At 67.0% G+C, this 21,171-nt stretch carries 18 protein-coding genes and 1 pseudogene; 10 read left to right on the forward strand and 9 right to left on the reverse strand.

Translation table 11 applies throughout. From position 1 onward, the window contains the following. A complete protein-coding gene (locus ABZT87_RS21505) occupies positions 1-1,020 on the forward strand; it encodes a methyltransferase (protein WP_355137650.1) in 1,020 nt (339 codons plus the stop codon). 84 nt (positions 1,021-1,104) lie between these two features. On the opposite strand, the gene ABZT87_RS21510 is transcribed toward ABZT87_RS21505, so the two are convergent. Beyond that, entirely contained in the window at positions 1,105-1,956 is an 852-nt protein-coding gene (locus ABZT87_RS21510; protein ID WP_355137652.1) for an alpha/beta hydrolase, read from the reverse strand. A 189-nt stretch (positions 1,957-2,145) separates the two neighbouring features. Between ABZT87_RS21510 and ABZT87_RS21515 the strand changes: the two genes are divergently transcribed. The 3 genes from ABZT87_RS21515 to ABZT87_RS21525 all read left to right on the forward strand — a co-directional run bounded on the left by ABZT87_RS21515 (position 2,146) and on the right by ABZT87_RS21525 (position 3,669). Further along, positions 2,146-2,457 (forward strand): hypothetical protein, encoded by a 312-nt coding sequence (locus ABZT87_RS21515; protein WP_354860551.1) that lies wholly within the window; start codon positions 2,146-2,148, stop codon positions 2,455-2,457. Next, a complete protein-coding gene (locus ABZT87_RS21520) occupies positions 2,451-2,735 on the forward strand; it encodes a hypothetical protein (protein ID WP_355137654.1) in 285 nt (94 codons plus the stop codon). The genes ABZT87_RS21515 and ABZT87_RS21520 overlap by 7 nt, the downstream gene beginning before the upstream one ends. Before the next feature lie 67 nt (positions 2,736-2,802). After that, a complete protein-coding gene (locus ABZT87_RS21525) occupies positions 2,803-3,669 on the forward strand; it encodes a metallophosphoesterase (protein WP_355137656.1) in 867 nt (288 codons plus the stop codon). On the opposite strand, the gene ABZT87_RS21530 is transcribed toward ABZT87_RS21525, so the two are convergent. Together ABZT87_RS21530 and ABZT87_RS21535 are read right to left on the reverse strand one after the other, a co-directional pair. Further along, positions 3,659-4,912, reverse strand: coding sequence for a helix-turn-helix domain-containing protein (locus ABZT87_RS21530; protein WP_355137658.1), 1,254 nt, complete (start codon positions 4,910-4,912; stop codon positions 3,659-3,661). The two genes, ABZT87_RS21525 and ABZT87_RS21530, sit on opposite strands and share 11 nt — an antisense overlap. Further along, positions 4,899-5,060, reverse strand: coding sequence for a hypothetical protein (locus ABZT87_RS21535; RefSeq protein ID WP_354860556.1), 162 nt, complete (start codon positions 5,058-5,060; stop codon positions 4,899-4,901). The genes ABZT87_RS21530 and ABZT87_RS21535 overlap by 14 nt, the downstream gene beginning before the upstream one ends. 225 nt (positions 5,061-5,285) lie before the next feature. Between ABZT87_RS21535 and ABZT87_RS21540 the strand changes: the two genes are divergently transcribed. Together ABZT87_RS21540 and ABZT87_RS21545 are read left to right on the forward strand one after the other, a co-directional pair. Beyond that, positions 5,286-6,644 carry a hypothetical protein gene (locus tag ABZT87_RS21540; RefSeq protein WP_355137660.1) on the forward strand — a complete coding sequence of 453 codons (1,359 nt, stop codon included), beginning with the start codon at positions 5,286-5,288 and terminating at the stop codon, positions 6,642-6,644. A 40-nt stretch (positions 6,645-6,684) separates the two neighbouring features. Beyond that, positions 6,685-7,221 carry an NUDIX hydrolase gene (locus ABZT87_RS21545; RefSeq protein WP_355137662.1) on the forward strand — a complete coding sequence of 179 codons (537 nt, stop codon included), beginning with the start codon at positions 6,685-6,687 and terminating at the stop codon, positions 7,219-7,221. 406 nt (positions 7,222-7,627) lie between these two features. On the opposite strand, the gene ABZT87_RS21550 is transcribed toward ABZT87_RS21545, so the two are convergent. Further along, the gene (locus tag ABZT87_RS21550; protein ID WP_354860561.1) at positions 7,628-7,819 is read right to left on the reverse strand and encodes a hypothetical protein; all 192 of its coding nucleotides are present in this window, start codon (positions 7,817-7,819) and stop codon (positions 7,628-7,630) included. A gap of 620 nt (positions 7,820-8,439) precedes the next feature. Here ABZT87_RS21550 and ABZT87_RS21555 point away from each other — a divergent pair. Continuing rightward, positions 8,440-10,236: a caspase family protein gene (locus ABZT87_RS21555; protein ID WP_355137664.1), complete on the forward strand. Its 1,797-nt coding sequence runs from the start codon at positions 8,440-8,442 to the stop codon at positions 10,234-10,236. 372 nt (positions 10,237-10,608) lie between these two features. Here the strand turns inward: ABZT87_RS21555 and ABZT87_RS21560 are convergent, their stop codons facing one another. After that, entirely contained in the window at positions 10,609-10,896 is a 288-nt protein-coding gene (locus tag ABZT87_RS21560; protein ID WP_355137666.1) for a hypothetical protein, read from the reverse strand. Positions 10,897-11,162: 266 nt separating this feature from the next. Between ABZT87_RS21560 and ABZT87_RS21565 the strand changes: the two genes are divergently transcribed. Then, on the forward strand, positions 11,163-12,857 hold the full coding sequence (locus tag ABZT87_RS21565; protein WP_355137668.1) for a hypothetical protein: 1,695 nt from the start codon (positions 11,163-11,165) through the stop codon (positions 12,855-12,857). A gap of 52 nt (positions 12,858-12,909) precedes the next feature. Here ABZT87_RS21565 and ABZT87_RS21570 read toward each other — a convergent pair. Beyond that, positions 12,910-13,964: pseudogene (locus ABZT87_RS21570) on the reverse strand (IS110 family transposase). Between the two features lie 470 nt (positions 13,965-14,434). On the opposite strand from ABZT87_RS21570, the gene ABZT87_RS21575 reads away from it, so the two are divergent. After that, entirely contained in the window at positions 14,435-14,830 is a 396-nt protein-coding gene (locus ABZT87_RS21575) for a hypothetical protein (RefSeq protein ID WP_354860567.1), read from the forward strand. A gap of 87 nt (positions 14,831-14,917) precedes the next feature. On the opposite strand, the gene ABZT87_RS21580 is transcribed toward ABZT87_RS21575, so the two are convergent. From ABZT87_RS21580 to ABZT87_RS21590, 3 genes are all read right to left on the reverse strand, one after another. Beyond that, positions 14,918-15,691: a hypothetical protein gene (locus tag ABZT87_RS21580; protein ID WP_355137780.1), complete on the reverse strand. Its 774-nt coding sequence runs from the start codon at positions 15,689-15,691 to the stop codon at positions 14,918-14,920. Between the two features lie 206 nt (positions 15,692-15,897). Next, the gene (locus ABZT87_RS21585) at positions 15,898-18,285 is read right to left on the reverse strand and encodes a discoidin domain-containing protein (protein WP_355137670.1); all 2,388 of its coding nucleotides are present in this window, start codon (positions 18,283-18,285) and stop codon (positions 15,898-15,900) included. A 195-nt stretch (positions 18,286-18,480) separates the two neighbouring features. After that, on the reverse strand, positions 18,481-20,334 hold the full coding sequence (locus ABZT87_RS21590) for an adenylyl cyclase (protein ID WP_355137672.1): 1,854 nt from the start codon (positions 20,332-20,334) through the stop codon (positions 18,481-18,483). A gap of 171 nt (positions 20,335-20,505) precedes the next feature. Between ABZT87_RS21590 and ABZT87_RS21595 the strand changes: the two genes are divergently transcribed. After that, complete coding sequence (locus ABZT87_RS21595) at positions 20,506-21,147, forward strand: GNAT family N-acetyltransferase (protein ID WP_355137674.1); 642 nt, start codon at positions 20,506-20,508, stop codon at positions 21,145-21,147. Positions 21,148-21,171: the final 24 nt, after the last annotated feature.

The raw sequence follows: 21,171 nt of genomic DNA on the forward strand, positions 1-21,171 counted from the left end.
ATGGTCACTCCGACTCCCCTCATGCAGCTGGTGGCCGGTGTGTGGGGGTTCAAGACCCTCGCGGCCGGCGTCGACCTCGGTCTGTTCACCCGGCTCGCCGGTGGGCGGACGATGACCGTCGAGCAGGCCGGCGCCGAGTTCGGGCTGCCGGACCGGCCGGCGGACCTGCTGCTCGCCGCGTGCGCCTCGCTCGACCTGTTGGAGAAGGCCGGCGACGGCAGCTACCGCAACTCCGAGTTGGCCGAGCAGTTCCTGGTCGAGGGCCGCCCCTACTATTTCGGCGCCCAGATCCGCTACTCCGACCTGCGCACCTACCTGCCGTGGCACCGCATCGGCGAGGCGCTGCGCACCGATCGACCGTTGACCTGGGACCCCGAGTCTCAACAGTCCATGTTCGACACCGCCGACCCGGAGATGCTGGCGCAGTTCTGGGACGCGATGTATTCGACGTCGAGCTTCACGGCGACCGCGCTGGCCGACGCGTACGACTTCTCCGCGTACCGCCGACTGCTCGACGTGGGCGGCGGGGCCGGCGCGTTCCCGATCGAGTTCTGCCGCCGCCTGCCCGAGCTGCGGGCGACCGTCCTGGACCTGCCGCACGTCTGCGTACGGGCGCGGGAGCGGATCGCGGAGGCCGGTCTGACCGGTCGGATCGACGCGGTGCCCGGGGACTTCCTCGCCGATCCCGCGTTGCCGGGTGGGCACGACGTCATCCTGCTCAGCATGATCCTGCATGACTGGGACGAGCCGACGAACCGGGCGCTGCTGGCCCGCTGTCACGCGGCGCTGCCGCCCGGCGGCGCCATCGTCGTCTGCGAGCTGCTGCTCAACGACGAGCGCACCGGGCCACCGGAGGCGGCTCTGATGGGCATGAACATGTTGGTCGAGACCGAGGGCGGCCGGAACTACTCGGCCGCCGAGTACGGCGCGTGGCTCACCGACGCGGGGTTCGTCGACGTCCGTACCGTGCCGTTCGATGCCCCCGGCGCCAACGGCGCGGTCGTGGCCCACCGGCCCTGAACAGCCGACGGCACCCGACCCCGGAGAGGGTCGGGTGCCGCAGCGTCATCGTGACGCTGGTGTCCGATCGGCTACCGGTACGGGTCAGGCGTTAGCCATGGCGGGCTGCTTCATGAAGTCCATGATCGCCTTGTTGACCTCGTCGGCGTGCGTCCACGGGATGCCGTGCGGCGCGCCCTTGAGCGTGACGAGCGTGCCGGTCGGCATCATCGGGCCGAGCCGCTGGCCGGTCACCGGGTAGGGCAGCACCCGGTCCTGGTCACCCTGCACTATCAACACCGGAATATTGATCTTCGGTAGGTCCTGTCGGAAGTCCTCCTGCCAGGCGTTCACACTGTCGTGGGTGGCCTTGCCGGAGGCCATCGCGCCGATCTGCCAGTGCGCCCGGTACGCCTCCTCGCTGACCCGCTTGCCCATGTTCTGGTCCGGGTTGAAGAACGCGTCGCAGAACGACGTCAGGTAGGCGAAGCGGTCCTTCATGATGGCGTCCTGGAAACCCTTGAAGAGGTTCCGGTCGACGCCCTCCGGGTTGTCGTCGGCCTTGGCCAACATCGGCTGCAGCGGGCTCAGCAGCACGGCCTTGCTGACCCGCTGGGAGCCGTAGTTGCCCAGGTAGCGGACGACCTCACCGGTGCCCATCGAGTGACCCACCAGGGTGACGTCGCGCAGGTCCAACTCGGTCATCAGCACGTCGAGGTCCGCGGCGAACGTGTTGTAGTCGTAGCCGAAGGCCGCCTGCGCCGAGTTGCCGTAACCGCGTCGATCGTAAGTGATCGTCCGGTATCCGGCGTTGAGCAGCGCGCTGGTCTCCTTCTCCCACGTTGCCCCGTTGAACGGGAAGCCGTGGATCAGCACCACGGGCTGACCGGATCCGTGGTCCTCGTAGTACAGGTCGATGGGTGCGGAGTTTTCCGTCCCCACGGTAACGAAAGGCATGTTTTTCTCCTGCTCCGGTTTGGGCTGTCGGACGCCCCGCGCTTTCCCGTCGAGTCGCCGGATATGCGGCCGACCGTCGTCGCCCAGGTCAGCCGCCCGCGGCTCCGGGCGACCGAGCCCGGCATCGACATTTATCAACCTCTTCGGTAGGGTCGCCGGTAGGAAAGTTTCGGCGTACGGGAGGTGGGCATGCTTCGAAGAAATCTCGCGGCGCTGGCCGTCGGAGCGGCCGTGGCCGCCCTGGGCGCCACGCCGGCCCAGGCCGACCCGGTGGTGCCACGGCACGCCATCGTGGTCTGCCAGAGCGCCAGCTTCTACGCCAACTACGACTCCGCCGGCGGCCCCACCGGCCTGAAGCGCACGCTCGGCTACGGAAACAAGATCGGCCACACCCCGGGCGCGCATCCGGTCTACAACGGGTGGGCGGCCTCCTTCGACTTCGGCCCGAACGACTGGGGTTACCTGCGCGCCGAGTGCATCGGCGGGTACGACTCATGGTGAGGACCCGGGTGATGGCCGGCGTGCTGGCCGGGATCGCCGCCGCGACCCTCGCCGCGCCGGCGCCGGCGCAGGCCGCCAACGGCACGATCGGCCAGCGGGAGACGGTGTGCGCGAGCGACCTGTTCGTCCGCACGCAGCCCAACGGCGCCTGGATGGGCACCCTCTACCAGGGTCAGACGTTCCTGGTCGAGGGTCCCCGCAGCGGCGGCTACGTCTACGGCTTCGCCTACGGGTACATCAACCGGCGCGGCTGGGTGCAGGATGGCTGGTTCTGCTGAACGGTTGGCCGGCGACGCGACCGGATCGGAGTGCCCCGATCCGGCCGCGGCGGCCTAGCCTCGAACGGTGAGCCCTTCGCCCCGGCTGCGAGCCGTCAGCGACCTGCACATCAGCTACGCGGAGAACCGCGCGTTCGTCCAGGAGCTACGGCCGGACCACCCCGGCGACTGGCTGCTCGTCGCCGGTGACGTGGCCGAACGGTACGCCGACATCGAGTGGGCGCTCACGCTGCTGAGCAGCCGGTTTGCAAAGGTCGTCTGGGCGCCCGGCAACCACGAGCTGTGGACGCCGCCCGGCGACCCGGAGCACCTGCGCGGCGAGACCCGCTACCGCGAGCTGGTCGAGCTGTGCCGACGGCTCGGGGTCGTCACCCCTGAGGATCCGTACCCGGTGTGGGACGGCGAGGGCGGCCCCGCCACCATCGCCCCGCTCTTCGTGCTCTACGACTACACGTTCCGGGTGCCGCAGGCGCGTACCAAGCAGGAGTCGCTGGACCTGGCGTACGCGGCGGGGGTGGTCTGCACCGACGAGGCGCTGCTGCACCCCGACCCGTACCCGAGCCGGGAGGCGTGGTGCGACGCCCGCGTCACCGAGACCGAGCGCCGGCTGGCCGAGCGCGACCCGGCGCTGCCGACCGTGCTGGTCAACCACTACCCGCTGGTGCGCGAACCCACCGACATCCTGTGGTTCCCGGAGTTCGCCCAGTGGTGCGGCACCGTCCGCACCCGCGACTGGCACCTGCGCTTCGGCGCGTCCACGATGGTCTACGGGCACCTGCACATCCCCCGCACGACCTTCTACGACGGCGTCCGCTTCGAGGAGGTCTCGCTGGGCTACCCGCGCGAGTGGCGGCGACGCGGCCCGGTCCCGGACCCGGTCCGCACCATCAACCCCGCCGACGACCTGCGCCGGCGCGAGTCCGTCAGCGGGTGAGGCCGACCAGCGTCGCCAGTCGCGCCACGCCGGCCGGCGCCGGCTGCGCGCGGGCGACATCGGCGATGAGAGTACGCGCCAACGGCCGCCACCGAACCTCAGCCGGCGCGACACTGTCCGCGTCCACCAGGGCGCGTGCCGCCCCGCGCAGGTCACCCGCGTGCAGGTACGCCCGCGCGACGTCGAGCAGGTAAGCGCCCCGATACTCCACCGGCAGCCGCCGCCACGCCTCCCGCCGAACGATCGTCGAGTGCCTGATCAGTGCGGCGTCGGCATCACCTCGTTGCGTTGCCAGCAGCACGCGCGCCATCTCCACGGCGACCGGTCCGAAGCTGGTGCGGTGCTGATCGTCGTACCCCCGCAGGCTGGCGGCGACGCCTGCGGCCCGGTCGGTCAGCTCATCGGCGCGGTGGTGCTCACCGCAGCCGGCGGCGGCCAAGGCGGCCTGGAGCAGCAACGTCCCACCCACGGCCCAATCCCGACGGTCGCCCTCGTCCCGGTGGACGCCCTCGCCCTCGCCCTGGTGATCAAGAGGTTTGCGTCGACTTTGATCTCCAAAAGCCCCGCAAACCTCTTGACCACCGTCCTGCCGTAGGCGCGGCAGGACCCGGTGGGCGGCGGTGAGGGCCGCGGACAGGGCCAGCCGGTCGCGGCCCGACGCGCTTAGCGCCTGGGCCACCGCGACGGCCGCCGTCGCCGCGAGCAGCGGGTCGTCGCCGGCAGCGCCCATGGCCCGGTCGGCGGCCAGCCAGGCGAGGTCGGCCTCACCGAGCTTGACCAGCAGCAGCGAGGTGATCCGGTACGCCTGCACCAGCAACTCCGCTGACCGCGCGCCCTGAGCCGCATCGAGCAAACCCGGCACCGCGCGCACCAACTGCGGGTAGTGCGCGTGCTGGTATGCCAACCAGGCATGCCCGACCTGCCGCCTCAGCTCGTGCGTCTCTGGTGGAGCCGGCGGGGTGTCGTAGCGGGCGAGCGCCGCCCGGATGTCGTCCAGTCCGGCCGGTGTGCCCGCCGGGCTGCTGCTGGGCGGTTGGCCAAGCAGCACCTCCGGATCGACCCGCAGAACGCCGGCCACCTCCTGGATCACCGAATACCGGTCCAGAGGGCGAACACCCCGCTCGATCTTGTCGACCCAGCTCTTCGACCTGCGCAGCCGATCGGCAAGCATCTGCTGCGTCATTGACCGCCGCACCCGCCAGCTCGCCACGCGTCGCCCGATCGGCAGGTCATCGCTGGTCACGCCGCCACCGCCGGTCCGGGAGCGCTCGGGTCGTGTCGTCGAGCGGTACGCGCTCCGCCTCGGCCTGATCCAGAAGGCGCTGCTTGGCAGCCTCCCGCTCGGCCGCCTCAGCCTGTTCACCCTTGCTCGCCGTCTCGTCCCCGCGCATGCTCACCTCCGTCAACTAGGCGCGACGGCGTTTCCCCCCGTCGCCGCCTATGAACTTCTGTGACCAGCAAAGTCAGCCGCCGAGGGACGGACCAGATGGCAAGCAATGCGTGCCGTTGCGCTGCTCAGGACGTGGGTTGCGCGGGGTTGCGCGGGTCCCCATAGGACCAGATCTACCCATAGGCTCGTCACTAGTTGTAGTTGGCTGATGCCTGGAGGCGAACCCATGGCGCGACCGGTGACGAACGTCGCTTTAGAAGGGCTGTTGCTTGCCGCCGGCTACGGCAACGCTCACGCTGCCTTCGCTCGACAGCTCAATCACGCCGGTCGCGACCAGGGCGCCTGGCGGTACGACGCTGCCAGCGTCTATTGGTGGTTACGCGGCCGCCGGCCGGGCGAGCACGTCCAGGCCGCCATGGCCGAGACTCTAGGCCGCAAGCTCGGCCGCCCTGTTGCCGTCACGGAACTGGGTTTCGGCACGACCGACGGCATCGAAACCTGCGTCTACCCGGCGACCGTCGATGGGACGATCGATACTGCCGAGCGGATCTGGGCGACGCTCAGTAAGCACATCAACCAACAAGCCAGCGGAGCATTCGACAGCGGAAAGGCTGAACAAGCTGCGCTCGGATGGCGGTATGACCTGCCCGACGGCATGCTGAGCCGGAGCGGTCGGCAGTTGGTCAGCCTCACCGACGTCCAGTCGCTGTACGCCCTGGCGAATCACTTCACCGACCTCGACCGACGTCACGGCAGCGGCTCGCCGCGCACCCGGGTTCTATTAGCGGACTTCCTCGTGCGTCAGGTCGCTCTCATGCTGCGCGGCACCTACACGGATGCCGTGGGTCGCGACCTCATGCGAGCAGCCGCGACGCTATGCGGCCAGCTCGCTTTCATGTCGTATGACGCGGGCGACCAAGCCAACGCCCAACAGCACGTGACCATCGCCCTGCGGCTCGCCAAGGCCGCCGACGATCGCCTCTACGGCGCTCACCTGCTGGCCAATCTCGCCACCCAGGCCGTGCACCTGGGTCACTCCCGGGAGGCGATACGGCTCGCCGAAGCGGCCATCGACGGAGCAGGCGGTGCACCAGCCGCGGTGCTCACTCGACTGCACGCCACCGCCGCCACCGCATACGGGCAGTCAGGTGAGCGACGTGCCTGCCAGCTCGCGCTTGCCAGAGCCGAGCGGGCTCTCGACCGCATCGGCGCGGACCCCGGCCCGCGCTGGGTCAGCTACTTCAGTCCAGCCCACCTCGCCGGAGCCGCACTCAGGTGCCTGGCGGATTTACGTCAGTACTCGCAAGCCCTCCGACACGCCCCGGAGGCGCTCACGCTCGACAGCCAGAACACCCGGACGCGTGCCCTACACACTGCCCTCGTCGCCATAACTCATGCCCGCGCCGGGGACACCGATGCCGCCTGCATCTGGGGTCGAGAGTTGGCGCAGCACGCTGAGGGTATCCAGTCGTCGCGTGTTCAGCAGCGCGTCCGCGAACTCGCTATCGCACTCAGCCCACAGCGCACGTCTCCCCAGGTCAACGACGTCCTCCGCGCCCTCGCCGCCATGCCCGCAGCCACATAGAGCCGTAGTCGCCCTCAGCCTCTCCGCTAGCGTCACCTGGGTGACCTGGACGGAGCCTGCCACCTGGTACGCCAACCTGGCGTCCTTCTACGCCGCCGCCGCAGCCTTCATCACCGACCCGGCCGGCAACGTGCTGCTTGTCAAACCCACGTACCGCGACCACTGGGCCCTCCCCGGCGGCTATGTCGACGAGGACGAATATCCCCATGTTGCCTGCGCCCGTGAGATCCGAGAGGAGTTGGGAATCTCCGTGGTGGTGGGTGACCTTCTCGTAGTCGACTGGGCACCGTCCGCCGGGCAGCGGCCACGGGCGATCATCAGCTTCACGTTCGACTGCGGGTCGATCGCCAATCTCGATGACGTCAGCTTGCCGAAGGAGGAGTTGGAGGACGTCGCCTTTCTCCCGTGGCGAGAAGCCGAGCAGCGACTTCCCGACAACGTCGCCACGCGAATCCCTGCCGCAATGGGAGCCCGTGACCGTCGCGCGCCGGTGTACTTCGCTGGCGGCTCGGTCGTTCCAGCATCCCCTGTTGATCGAGCGGAACACGACGCAGAACCTCGGTCGCAGACTGCGTGAACAGGATCCGGCGTACAGGTCGACTCGTCCGTCGCCCACCAGGCCAGAGCCGCGATCAAGGCTCTGAGCTGGTTCTAGTTCGGGCGTCGATGGTCGTTCATGGTCAACATTGGGCGGCGTTTGACGCCCTGGAGGCGCCCTGAGCGCCGGCTCAGTTGACCTCGTCTCGGGTCGGGCTGGCTGTGCCGCTGTGGGGCCTCTCCGGGCGGCGCTCGGTTGTTCGGGAGCCGGAGTCGGAGCCGGCGCTGCGGGAGAGGGCTCTTCACGTCCTAACGGTGGAACTGGCGCCGCGACCCGGTGACTCGGTGGCAAGCCAGTCCCGGGGTTGGACTGGCGCGGCAGGCGGAAGCCCCGACCCCGACGGCGGTCGAGGTGCCGGCTTCCGTACCGCTTGCTGGCAAGCCGGCTACGCGAATCTGCCGGTGCCGCCCAACCGGATGTCCAGGTCCCGCAGGAGGGCGCGGAGCCGTCTGCTGGTCTCGGCGTCCATGTAGGGGATCGGCCTACCTGCGGCCTGATGCTCGCCCAGGTCGTACAGCGCGATGCGAAGATCCTCGGCGGTGGCGAGGTCGAGACGCAACTCGATTGGGTCGTCCATGCTGCGACCCCGTAAGGCTCTGCCGTCATCTGCCGTGAGGGCGGTGTCCCGGCGGCTGTCGGTGGCTCACCGCCCCGGTGCCGTAGGCGGCCGGGGCGGCTTGCCGCCGGCCGGGCTTGCCGCCCAGCACCGCGCGGAGCGCGGTGCCTTGATCCTCTACAGGACTATTCGGCAGTTGCAAGCGCGAGGCATAATGCGCAATGTGAATCATGAGTGGTCGCGCGTAGAGGTCGTCATCGAGGCTGCCGAAGATGATGCGCTGCTAGGGCTAAGGGACGACTTGAGAGCGATTGGGTCGTCCGTAAACGCAGAGATGGCCTTGCTTAGTCGAGAAGCGCCGGAATATCGACTGCCGCATGGTTGGGTGCCAAAGGCAACGATGGATCCGGCGATGGCTGTCCTTGTCGTGGGGGCTTCACTCCAGGCGGTCCGCATCGTTGCCAACGTTGTAAGCCTTTGGATCCAGCGACAGCATGCCCGTTCCATTACCCTTTCCGTAGGGTCCGATCGGTTGGAGATCAAATCGGCGTCAGGGGCGCACCAGGCTGCCGTTATCGAAGCCTGGTTGGAAAATCTCCCTCAGGGTAGTTCAGCTTCCCCGGAGTTAGAGCAGGCCAAGGATGCCTAAGAAGGCTCTATTGATTGCCTGCTCGGAGTTCGGTGATCGGAGGCTTCCTCAGCTTGCATCCCCCGTTGCTGACGCATCCCGCCTTGCTAAAGCCCTCCGCCGAAGCGGGGTGGGTGATTTCGATGTGACGATAGTTGCTAACCCAACTCTGCGTGATGCGCAAATCGCTATCCATGAAGTGTTTGCTAATGTTAGAGCTGATGACCTTGCATTCGTCCATTTGTCTGGCCATGGCATCAAAGATGCCAATGGTCGGTTCTATTTCGCAGTCCCCGACACGGACGTAAACGCACTCCCGGCGACGGCTCTATCTGGAAGATATCTGCGAGAGCAGCTAAACGATACGTCTGCGCGTCAGATTGTACTTGCTTTGGATTGCTGTTATTCGGGAGCGTTTGGCCGTGATCTGGTTGCAAAATCGATCACGAACGTTGTGGGCCTTCCAGAAGAGTTGAGTGGAAGCGGGCGAGCGGTGATGACTGCGAGCAGCGCTATCCAGATCGCCTTAGAGTACACTCAGGAGGATGTCGCTGCGTCGCTCTTTACTCAAGCGTTGGCGGATGGCCTCTTAACAGGCTTGGCGGACCTAAATGGTGATGGATGGATTACCCTAACTGAGCTGTATCAGTTCGCCAGCGCCGAAGTCAGGAAGAGAAATTCTGAGCAAACCCCCGAGTTGAATTTAGTGGGGCTGAACGGCGATATTGTTATCGCCCGAGCGCCGACTGTCGTCAGACCCGCTGATTCATTGGACGATGACGTTGCCATCGCACTAGAAAGTCATCACTACCTTCTGCGTTTGGCGGCGGTCCAGATCATTGAAGGGCTAATGTATAGCCGGGACCATTCGCGGGCATCAGCTGCCAAGGGGTTACTTCGTAAGCTGCGAAGCGATGAACACCCGGCGGTGAGAGATGAAGCTGGCCGTGCTCTGTTTCGGGGGCCGAAGCAGCGTCGTCGGACACTGAAGATACAGGAGCGTCCGAGCGAAAACACGACTGCGCAGAAGTGGGCCGTTGTTCGAGGTGAAGCGCTGGCCAAGGCGGCCGAGCTGGTAAGTAACGTCGTTAGTGCCGATAACGGCCCCTACTATCGGTCGGAGCGAGAGCAGTTGATCGCGAATGTCCTAGTTGTGCATAACGGCGAGTGCTTGAATTTGATGGCAACTGACAAGTATCAGGCTATCTCCCTGGACCTGCCGGTAATGAAAGGTGAAGTCGAATTTAAGGGTTTGCTAAGCGGCTTTGATATTCTTTCACTTCGAGCGTTTCGTCGAAGCGCCGAGGTAATGCTGCTTGCAGACGTGCATCGGGTAGAGGTAATCGCCGGAAATAAATTCATTGCCTTTGATTGCCATCTCGATCCGGAGGCATACCCGCCACTTCAATCAATCCTAAATGCTGGACCTAAGGGTACTATTGTTGAGATAAGCAGGATTGCGCTTCTTGATGCCGTCAATAAGATCATTAGCCTCACTTTGGATGGTTATCTTCCGTGGATTGTTTTGGAGTATGGTCTTGCTCCTGACGAGATCCGCGTATGGGATTCGATGAACGTCGGGCGCGAATCTTTCGTTGTGCCGGCGGTGGTGAGCGGGCGGCGTGTGCGTGTAGCCCTGAATTCTTCGTACTTACTGAATGCGCTAGAGGGATTTCGCTCTCCTACGATTCGGTTGGGAATAGAGAACTCACAGGTGGCTGTTTCGGTTACCTCCCCTCAGGAGACTTCTCATCGACGGGTAATCATGCCCATCCGCAGCAAATCTGGCGCGGTTGTCAATCAGCGGTAAATCCCGCCTCCTTCATCGTCTGCGCGTAGGTGTGGGGCTGTCTGATGACTTCGAAAAAGAGGACTCATCCTGGTTGTAAGCGAAACGTTGGCAGGATTACGGCCTTGCGGAGCACAAACAGCTCTCGCCGGACCGTGGCAGCACCCTTGCTGTCAAGTTAAAGCGGAACTTAGACGGTCTCTCTCGTGACCTGCGGCGATTTGGTCGGCGCGCTGGTCACGCTCGCTCCCGGCCTCACGTCGTTGATGGCTGATTGCCGACGATTCACACTGTCTTATGCCCCGTATGTGCCCCGGAGACTCCTTGCCCCCAGGCAACTGAACAGACCCCGACAGCCTGCGGATTCGCAATGCCGCCCCCGGGCCGCTGGACTCAGCCCGCCGCTGCCGAGAGATTTACCGCGTAGGCTCCTAGAACGAGAGCTACGGACAAAGCAGTCAGCTTCAGAATCCCCATGGACTTCTCCTCCGTCAGTTCAGCCACTCTTTCGAGTGCAACTGCCAGGAACGTGAAGAGCCAGCCGGCGACCATGAACAGGAGCGACGGAACCCGCAGCTGCGGGCTCAGCCCAGCGTTGGCGTCGATGCTTCTACGCACCAGCGGCCTGACCTCCTCGTCCCAGAGGAACCACCGGTCGTGGATGAGCTCCGTCAGCAGCATGGCCGACCCGGCCGAACGGTCCACCGCAGTCCATGGGCATCCAGCGTTGCTCGGGCTCGTCGTCACCCAGTTGGTCACACAGCACGACTGTAAGACGCTGAAGCGGCACTCAGAGCTGCTGCCCTGCCACCAGCGGGACCGTGGTCGGTGCTGACCGGCCGGCTCATGTATCGGTTGGCCGCTTAGGCCGAAGGAACGGCCGCCTTTGGGCAGCAAATACTTCTCGCAAACTGGACATGCACCCGGCCGTAGGGCACGCTCTAGCTATGAGTTCTTCTCAGCCGCCTTCCGAGCAAGCTTTAGCCGCCGGGACCAAGCTTTCCAGTCTGGTATGGCTTATGGAAGTGGCCGGAAGAGAATTTGTGACGTACATACTGAATTGCGGCGAAAACCTCGACTCCATCTTGTCGGGGATCACAACTCTAACGCCCGAACAAGCTGCCAACACCGAAATCCTCGACCGAACCCTACGAGGACTCCCTGAAGATATAGACCAAACAGTCCGAGTTCGCGCCGCCCTGAGCTGGCTGTCAGAATGCCAGGCGAACGGCCAGTTGACCGCGCAGATGCTTTATCTCAACGCGGGCGGCCAGCAGATCTCGGTGCCTGCGGCCGACGACCTAGAAGAGTCCATTGCCGATCTTGCCGATGCCGTTTATTCAGCGTTGCTTCTGCCGGACGAGTTCGCGGAGATGTTCGACCACTACAACCTCCGCGTCGGCATCTACGCCAGTCGAGCAATCTTCGATCATCCTAGCGCCAGCGGTTTCCGCGAAGCCGTAATGAATGACTCGACCCTAGGTCAGCTATTTGCCATCGAAGGAGAGCGCACGGGCCGAGTTACGAAGCGCATCTATCTCAGCACCGGCACCGCTCACTCGATCCAACTGCTAAGGTTGCCCGAGATTATTTTGACTCGGGCATGGCACTCGATCCCCCTCGCGGAACAGGGCCCGATGCAGTTCGTCGAGGCCGCCCTGAAAGAGCTTCGGAATATTCGCAGTATCCTGAGTCGCAAGCGGGGGATAACCAGAGGGAAGATCGCCTTTGCCGGAATCCTCCTTCCGGAAGGCAGTGGACTGACCCTGAAGGGTGCCTCTGTTCGGAGCACAACGGATGACGATCGCAAACTCGCGCCTCCGTCCCTTAAAGGTCAGGCCAGCGCTACTGACTTTTCAGGAGTCACCACCACTGTCAGTTACGACGGTGACATCGTGCTGGAGATGCAGATTCCACTCACGATACGTGTCGTCGACGGGTCGTCTGGCAATCTGAGATGGCCGGATGACATGCATCTCCCCGATGAAGTCGAGGCGACGATCAATAGGTTGCGTTTTGGGCTAATCATGGCGGTGGAACGGGAGGCCCGTGCGCTTCTCGTTCCTACATGGCGGCACTTTGACGATCCGTTGGACACAACGATGAGTTTGTCGTGGTCGGATCCGCGCGAGGGCGCGGGCTTCATGCCCACACAGCTAACTGCAGACGAAGTAACTTCCTGGGCGTCGTGGTACGAGAGACTTAGCAAGCCATATGTGGCGAAAATCGACCTCGCGCTCAGTCGCATACTCAAGGCGAGTGGGGAGCGGCGAGATCCATCAGATGTTCTTATCGACTCAGTTATCGCATGGGAGAGACTATTCGGAACAAAGGAGGGCGAGCCCACTTTCCGCATTAGTACTTCTATCGCCATACTGCTAGGTGAGACATTCGAAGAACGAATGGAGATCAAGACCAGGCTGTCCACAATCTACGGCCTTAGAAGCAAGGTCGTCCATGGCAGCGGGCACCTGAAGCCTTCCGAGTATGCGTTTTGCTACGAGGCGCTCGATGTTGCCATTAGAGCCGTTCGTATTCTATTTCTCGACCGTGCTGACATTTTGCAGCTGCCGGATGGGGCAACACGTAGTTCGGCGCTGCTGCTCGGTGCTAGGCCATCGCCCGACGAGGAGCCACCGTAATCGCCTGTATCCGGCAGCACCCTCGGAAGCCCTCCCGATGCTCCTATGGAGGTCAAGGGGCGAGGGCGGCGAAGTCAGCGCGTAGGGCGGTGTAGACGTCGCGGACGATGTAGCGCTTCAGGCAGCGCAGGATCTCCTGCTTGCTGAGGCCTTCGGTTATGCGGCGGTGGACGTAGGCGGGGGTGCGCTGGTCGTAGCGCATGCGGCACAGCGCGATGGTGTGCAGGGCGTGGTTGGCGCCGCGGTCGCCTCCTCGGTGCAGGCGGTGGCGGCGCACCCGTCCGGAGCTCGCTGGGATGGGGGCTGCGCCGCAGAGGTGAGCCAGAGCCGCTTCGGAGTGCAGCCGGTCGGGGTTGTCGCCGGCGGTGGTGAGCAGCTGGGCGGCGACGTCGGGGCCAACGCCGAACAGGGCCGTGGTGCGGGGCGCTGCGCGCTGGACGATGGGTGTCACCTGCCGGTCGAGTGTGGTGAGCTCCTCCGTGAGGATGGTGACCCGGCGGGCGAGCCCGACCAAGGCTGCGGCGGTGGCGTGTTCCGGCTCGTGAAGTCTGGCCGGGTCGTAGGTCAGCGCAGCGCACCGGCTGACCAGCATGGCGCGCTGGCCCTGGTCAGGTGGGCACGCAGTTGCTCGGGGGCAGCGGCGACCAGGCCGCGCATCTGATTCAGGGCGGCGGTGCGGGCCTTGACCGCTCCTCGGCCGGCGAACCGGAGGGCGCGGATCGCCTCGACCGGCCCAGTGCGGGTCTTCGGCGTGCCCATCGCGGTGCCAGCAAGGGTTGCCTGGGCGGCGGCGATCGCGTCGATCGGATCGGACTTGCCCTGTGCGCGGCGAGCGCGGCGGTCCGGCCGGTCCACCTCCACGACGGCGATCTTTTTGCTGGTCAGATAACGGGCCAGGCCGGCCCCGTAGCTGCCGGTGCCCTCCACGCCCACGGCAGTTACCCGCCCGAAGGAGCGCATCCAGGCCAGCAGATCCGCATAGCCGGCGGTGGTCGCGGGAAAATCGGCGTCGCCGAGGAGCCCGCCGGTGCTGTCGATGACAGCGGCGTGGTGTGTGTCGCGGTGGGTGTCGACACCACCGATGAGAGATCGCTCCTTGGCTGCCATGCTGGTGAGGTCCGCCTTTCTCGGTCGCGTCGAGAACACGTGGACACGTCACCGGTCAGACGATGCGGACAACACAGTAGTGGGCGCCTCTCGCACAGGCTTCTATCACGTCACGACGCCTGACCGGTGACATGCAGCTACCGGGGCCACCAGGCCGGCCGACGAATCGGGATGAGGACAACAACCGTCGGTCTGCCGATGAGTCAGACCAACCCGGCGACCCACCCCACCATCCTCACTGTCTGCCGCCGACCCGCCTCATGGAAAGCGGGCCGCCGCCCGGCCTGCTACGTCAAGCGGACTTGACGCAGGGTCGGACGCTGGCGGGTCGGGTGGTGGTCTGCCCGCCTTGCCAGCGGGCCGCCGGCTGGCGGGATGGCCCGCGCGACCACCCACGGAGGTGGTGCTGATCAGGTGTCTGTCCAGTGTTAGGTCTGGCCGGGCCGTCGCCAGGTGTATACGGTGCATCGGTGCATGACCCATCCGTGCTGGACGGTCTGGCGGAGATGACCGGCGTGCAGATGCTGTGGTTCGCCGACTACTACGACGGACCGTTGGATGGTCTCGCGCTGCTCGACGGCAGGGAGTACTGGTTCATCGCCGTTGCCAATGAGCACGGCTGTCCCGTTGATCAGGAACGGCGCTGCTACGTGCTTCATGTGATCTCGGAGGAGCAGGCACGGGCGGAGTGGGCGGAGCACCGCAATTTTGTGGCAGTGGTCGGTGGGCCTGGGTGCGTACACACACCCGCTTGCCCCCGCGGCCTCGGTGATGCCGACGCGGCTGCTGCCTGGCACCGCGATCATCCTTGGGAGCTGCGGCCCGACCATGCCAGTGGGCCAGCGGTCGGATGGTTCCGCGGGTAGACCGTCGACATAGGCGAAGACTGCGCAGTGGCGTTCTCCCGCTCATCGGTCGAGCCGTGGCGGTTTCATCAACCCTTACCGGCATGACTAGTCCGGGTAGGAGTCGTTGATGACCAGCTCTCGGGTCTCGATGATGCCGGGCCAGTGCGGGGAGACCGGGTCGGTGCCTCGGCGCAGCCAGAGGGTCGTGCCGTCGGTGGCCGTCGCAGTCTCGATGACGTGCTCGGCGTCCGCTTCGATGCGGCCGGTCTCGACCAGGCCCATGCCCAGCCTCTCCGCCTCGGTGCGCAGGTCGGCGCGGGCAAGGTAGAGCAGAGCAGCACGGCCCGGGCCCACGCTGACGGCGGCCGGCTCGACGCGGGCCAGCCACGGCCCCAGCGCCTGCACGCTCGCGGCGATCCCCGCCCCCGGAACGGCGACGAAGAGCCGGGCGACGACATCAGCTTCGGCCGGCCCGATGTCCAGGGTGCGGTCGGGCGTGAGGCCGGAGCCGTGGGTCGCGCCCTCCCAGCCCAGATCCTGGTCGGCCCGATCGATCACCAGGCGGGTGGCAGGCGGCCCGGACGGGGGTACGACGGTCTCGGCGTAGCGGACGTTGCGCGAGTAGCTGAAATCCTGATCGCGCCAGCCGAAGCGGTGCAGCAGCGGCTGCGCCAGGGCGTGCATGGCGCGTTCCTCATTCCCGGCGACCCGGTAGCCCGACAGCAGCAGGTCCGCGCGGTCGACGTCGACGTCGATCCCGTCGGCGCCGAGCTCGTCGGCGAGCGGAGCGTAACGGCGCAGGGTGTCGGTGGCGGTCGCGGTGCCGCGTTCCAGCCTGAGCATCGCCTTCATTCTGAACGGCGGCTTGTTCTTCGCCACTCGCTTCACCACCAATCCGCGGCATGCACCGTCACGCGGGGCACCGTAACCAGCGGCTACGAGGTGAACAACCGATTTGGGCCGGGTCGGCTGGGCACCTGCGCCGACGTCACGGTCGAGAATCGTGGGAGGCGTCGAGTCCACGTGCCCGCTCGCCGGACAGGTGGCGGCCGCCGGTCGGCGTCCGGCGGCCGCCCCACGTCCGGTCAGCTGGCGTACACCTCCAGTGCCGCCAGTTGCCCGGCCGGCCAGCCGGTGTTACCGGTCACGGTGATCCGTACGTAGCGGGTCTGCGCGGCGCTGAAGGTCAGCGTCACCTGGTTACCCGTCGACGGGTCGAAGGTGCGCGCCGCCGCCCCGACCAGCGTGCCGAAGCTGCCCCCGTCGGTGCTGCCCGCGACGGCGAGGGTCTGCGTACGGGTGGCCCAGGCCGATGACGGCGGCAGCTTCAGCACCACCCACCCGACCGTGCGCGTCGCGCCCAGGTCGACCTGCACCCACTGCGGGAAGGCGTTGTTGGCGCTCTCCCAGTAGCTGTTCGCGTCGCCGTCGACCACGTTCCCCGAGCCGTAGCTCTGGACGTGGCTGCTCTCGCTGGTGGACCGCCCGCGGGCGAGGTCGGCGTTGGCCGGGGCGTCGGTGGTCACGGTGACCGCGTTCGACGCCGCCGAGGTGTTGCCGGCGGCGTCGCGGGCGGTGACGGTGAAGGTGTACGAGGTGGACGCGTTGAGCCCGCTCACGGTCGCCGTGGTGCCCGTGACCGTGCTGACCACGGTGCCGCCCTGGCGCACCTGGTAGCCGGTCACGCCGTTGTCGTCGGTCGACGCCGTCCAGGCCAGGGACACGCTGCTGGCCGTCCGGCCGGTCACCGTGAGACCGCTCGGCGCGGTCGGCGGGTTGTCCGTGGAGCCGCTGGCGGCGTACACCTCGACCTGGGCGAGCTGGCCCGCCGGCCAGCCGGTGTTGCCGGCGATGCTCAGCCGGATGTGGCGGGCCGTGGTGGTCGTCAGCGTGCGGGTGACGGTGTTGCCGGTCGCCGGGTCGAAGGTGAACGCGGAGGCCGCGGCGATGGTGGCGAAGGAGCTGCCGTCGACGCTGCCCAGCACGGTGATGGTCTGGGTACGCGCGCCCCAGCTGGCGGGCAGCCGCACCACGAGCTTGTTGACCTGGTGGCTGGCGCCGAGGTCGACCTGCCACCAGTGCGGGAACGAGCCGCCGCCGCTCTCCCAGTAGGTGCCGGCGTCGGAGTCCACCGCGTTCGACGCCGGGAACCCGCCGCCCTGGCTGCTGGCCGAGGTGGGTCGGCCGGCGGCCAGGTTCCCGCTGGCCGGCGGCGGGGTCCCGAGCGTCGGCGGCGTCGGGCGTACGGCGGTGAGCGCGAGCTGTCCCTTGAGCATCCGGCCGCCGTCGCCGGTGATCCGGAGGTAGTAGTCGGAGGAGCAGGCCACGCCGTCCTCGTCCAGGGCGCGGATGTTCGCGCCGGCCGGGGTGGTGGCCTGGGTCTCGGACGTCTTGGCGATCTGGTTGCCCTCGTTGTACTCGTCGAACATGGACACGTAGAGGCCCTGGGAGCCGAGCCGGACCATGTTGTAGATGTGCCGCCAGTAGAAGTCGCCGTGCTTGCGGTGCCCACCGGCGAGGTCTCCGGGCATCACGCAGGGCAGGTAGTCGATGCCGCGCGCGGCGCAGTCGGCCATGTCGCCGACGTTGACGTTGTTGTAGTACGAGTCGAGCTCCTCCACCGTCCTGGCCCGGTAGACCATCCACGGCGAGATGGCGTGGAACGCGTGGTAGACGTCGAGGAAGCCGGCGCGGGAGTCCTCGATGCCCTGCCGCCACCAGGTGGGGACGCCACCGATGACGTAGCAGCCCTGCGCCTTGAACCAGTTGACGACCTCCAGACACGGCCCGGGGGCGAAGGGCCGGCTCGATTCGCTGAAGCCGAAGCCCCAGATGCAGACGACCGGCTTGCCGTTCTGGCGGGCGTACGCGCCCGACGCGGTGTGCGGGGACATCTTCGTCGTCCAGTCGGTCTTGATGTCCGTCTGCATGGTCAGCCAGTCGGTGACGTCGTACATGATGTAGAACTTGCGGCCGTAGCGTTCGGCTGCCGCGCGGACCTTCTGCGTCATCGCGTCGCGGGTCGGCCCCTCGTCGCCGGTCGGGTTGAACCGTTGCAGCGCGGCGGTGTCACAGCCGTACTCCTGCATCCAGCGAAAGTGGGTGTCCACGGTCTGCTGGTCGAAGGAGGAGAAGAGGGTGGCCGGCGAGCCGTTGCCGAGGTTGGGGTACGCGGTGGGATAGCTGCGCGTGTACTCGCGCATGTCCGGCCAGGACACGATTGTGGTGTTGGACGGCGACGGCGGCTGGAAGCGGTCGCGGCTCCAGTGCCACCAGCCGCCGATGGGCGCGGAGTCGCCGGGAGCGCTGAACCAGCCCTGGTAGCCGACCGTCACCTTGCCGACCACGTCGCCTACCGGGCTGGCGGCGTACGCCGGGTTGGCGAGGGTGGTGAGCAGCTCGGTGGTGGAGGTGGCGGCGAGGGCGGACCCGGCCAGCACGGACGTGACGAACCTGCGGCGGGAGACCGCCATGAGGACCACTCCTTCGGGACGGAAGGCATTGACGGCCATCGTGGCAGCAGTCGATGTGACCCCGCAAGAGTGAGACTGATCGATGAAAATGTTCGTCAAGGCGTCGGAAGGAACCGAGCGCCATCGTGGCCCAGGCGCGCGGAGGGCCGGCGCCGCTCGCCGGCGCCGGCCCTTTCGTTGGTACGCCCCGAAGCGTTACGAGGCCGGGTACCGCGCGATGTAGACCGGCACGCCGACCTTCGTCGTGTCGGCCGCGTCGCCGACGCCGTTGACCACGTGATCGATCGTGCCGGCGCTGAGGTTGACGGTCATGATGTGGTGCAGCCGCACCCCCGGCCGGTTCGGGACCTCGAAGCCGTTCTCGGTGTGGATCGACGGGTTGTTCTGGTTGAAGACGTACACCCCGCCGCCGTAGAGGTCGTGGTGGCGCACCCGGTCGCCGACCTTGTAGCCGGCGAAGCCCTCGACCGGGCCGTTCATCCAGTCGGCCTGCGTCGGCGGGTCGTACGGCAGCTCGTTCTGGTAGAGGATCGTGGTGCCGTGCTCGCCGTTCCAGACGGTGTTGTAGCGCTGGAAGTGCTCGACGAACAGGCCGGTGGCGGTCACGTGGTCGCCGTTGATGACAGCGCCGTAGCGGCCGGTGTTGGTGCGCCAGCGGTCGGTGTCACCGTTGACACCCTCGGTGAAGCCCTCGACGCCGTGGTCGCCGCGCCACACCCAGGTGTGGTCGATGAGCACGTTGTCGCTGTTGACCTCCAGGGCCGTGTTGGTCCGGCCGATGTGCGGGCCGCCGACCCGGAAGTACACGTCGGACAGCGTGGTCGGGTTGGCCGGACTGCTGGCGTCGTGCCCGTGCTGCCGGCCCACCCGCAGCAGGACCGGCGACTCGACCGTGCCGGCGTCGATCGTGACGCCGGCGACGATCACGCCGGGCACTCCTGCGACGTCCAGCGGGACCGCGCCGTTAACGGCGGTGAGGGTGGCGTGGCCGATGCCGAGGACCACGGTGTTGGCGCGTCGGATCTCGATGCTGCGGGCGATGTCGTAGACACCGGGGGTGAGCAGCAGGTGCTTGCCGCGCGCGAGCTGGCTGTTGATGACGCGAACCGGGTCGGACGGCTTCGCGATGAAGAAGTCGTCGATCCCGATGGTCCGCCCGGGGGTCATCCCGTTCGCCCACGAGACGCCCCGGGTGTCCCGCTGCGCCGACGGCACCCGCACGTTGTAGCGGCCCTTGCCGTCGACGAACAGGTACGGCTTCTCCCGGCTCACCGGCGTGGTGTCGAGGGTGGTGTACGGCGGGTCCGGGAACGTGGCGTCGTCCGGTGCGCCCTCGACGCCCGCGAAGACCTGGTTCCACACGGCGTTGGACCACCCGGCGACCTCGCTGTTGCGGGTGAGCCACTGCTGCTGCGAGCCGTTGGTGGTGGCCGGCAGCCGCGAGTCGGCGATGAAGCCGCCGCTGGCGTACTGCGGGCCGGCCGTGCAGTAGTCCATCAGGGACAGCCCGCCGCCGGTGATGTTCAGCCGGCGCATCGAGACCGCCTGGGACACCGCCCAGAAGTTCGCCGTCGACCGGCAGCCGTCCTGGCCGGCGGCGTTGACGGTGAGCGAGAGGTTGGACAGGGTGCGCCAGAAGTTGACCAGCGCGAGGCAGTTGCTAGTGCCGCCGTCGGCCAGGCAGCGGTTGTAGACCTCCAGTTTGCCGTTGACGGCGACGTCGGTGGGCGACGCGCCCAGGCCGGCGACCTCGGTGTAGTAGCCGACCTTGGCCTGCAACGGCTGCTCGGCAGTGCCGTACGCGCCCGGCTTGAACAGGTAGGCGTGCCGCTCGGTGCCCATCTCGTTGTCGACCTGCCGGGCGTGCGCGGCGTCGAGGGTCTGCTGGATCTCGCTGACCGGCATGGTCGGGTCGAAGATCGTCACGTTCGGCCCGAAGTCGGGTGCGCCGTGCGTCGGGCGGCCGGCGCTGGCGGCGGTGCCGGTCGTCGTGAGGGCGGTGGTGACCAGAAGGGCGAGCAGGAGGGTACGTCGGGACGGGGTTGTCATGTGGTTCGTCCTCTCCGCGACCGGGTGGTACTCCCGGCGCAGCTGGGGCGTGAGAGCGCTCTCTGGTGTTTCTACCCGGTCCGGCGGCCCCACGCCATGACCGGGGACGGCGAACTTCGGGCCGGACCGGTGAGAATGGACGGTGGCTCGCAACTCAAGGAGGCGACGATCGTGGGTGGCACGTTGGCCGACGTCCTGGACGCGGCGGCACGCGGGCACTTCCCGCCGCCGGACGGCGGGACCACCATCGTGCCGCAGCACAGCCGTCGGGACGCCGGGGTGATCGCGTTCACCGCCCACTCCGTGGTGTTCACCGACGAGGACCCCGACTGGGTCCGCCGTACCCTGGCCGCCCTCGACTGCGACGCTCTGGCGGCCACGATGAATCCGCGTTTTTTGAGCGCGCTGCTCGACCGCACCGGACGGTCGACGGACACCATCGACCTGCTGACCGTCGCCTCCCCGCTCGCCGGTGCGCCCCCGCTGGCGCTGCGCGAGCTGACCGACGCCGATCATCCCCGCGAGACCCGGGCGCGCAGGCGTCGTGACGACGTCCGCGTCTGGGCGGCCGACGGCGGCGTGGTCGTACTCGGCCGTGGCGTGGCGGGTCGCTGGGAGGCGGCGATTGAGGTCGACGAGGACGTTCGCCACCGGGGCCTGGGTCGGGCGCTGGCGACCGCCGCCCGGCACCTGGTGCCCGACGGGCAGCCGGTCTGGGCACAGCAGGCCGCCGGCAACGCGCGCAGTGTGCGGGCCTTCCAGGCCGCCGGTTATCGCCCGGTGGGAGCCGAAGCGCTGCTCCTGGCGAAGTAGCCACTCCGGCGCTGGTGTCAGGCA

This window comes from Micromonospora sp. NPDC005237, from assembly GCF_040607775.1.
Classification (GTDB): Bacteria; Actinomycetota; Actinomycetes; order Mycobacteriales; family Micromonosporaceae; genus Micromonospora.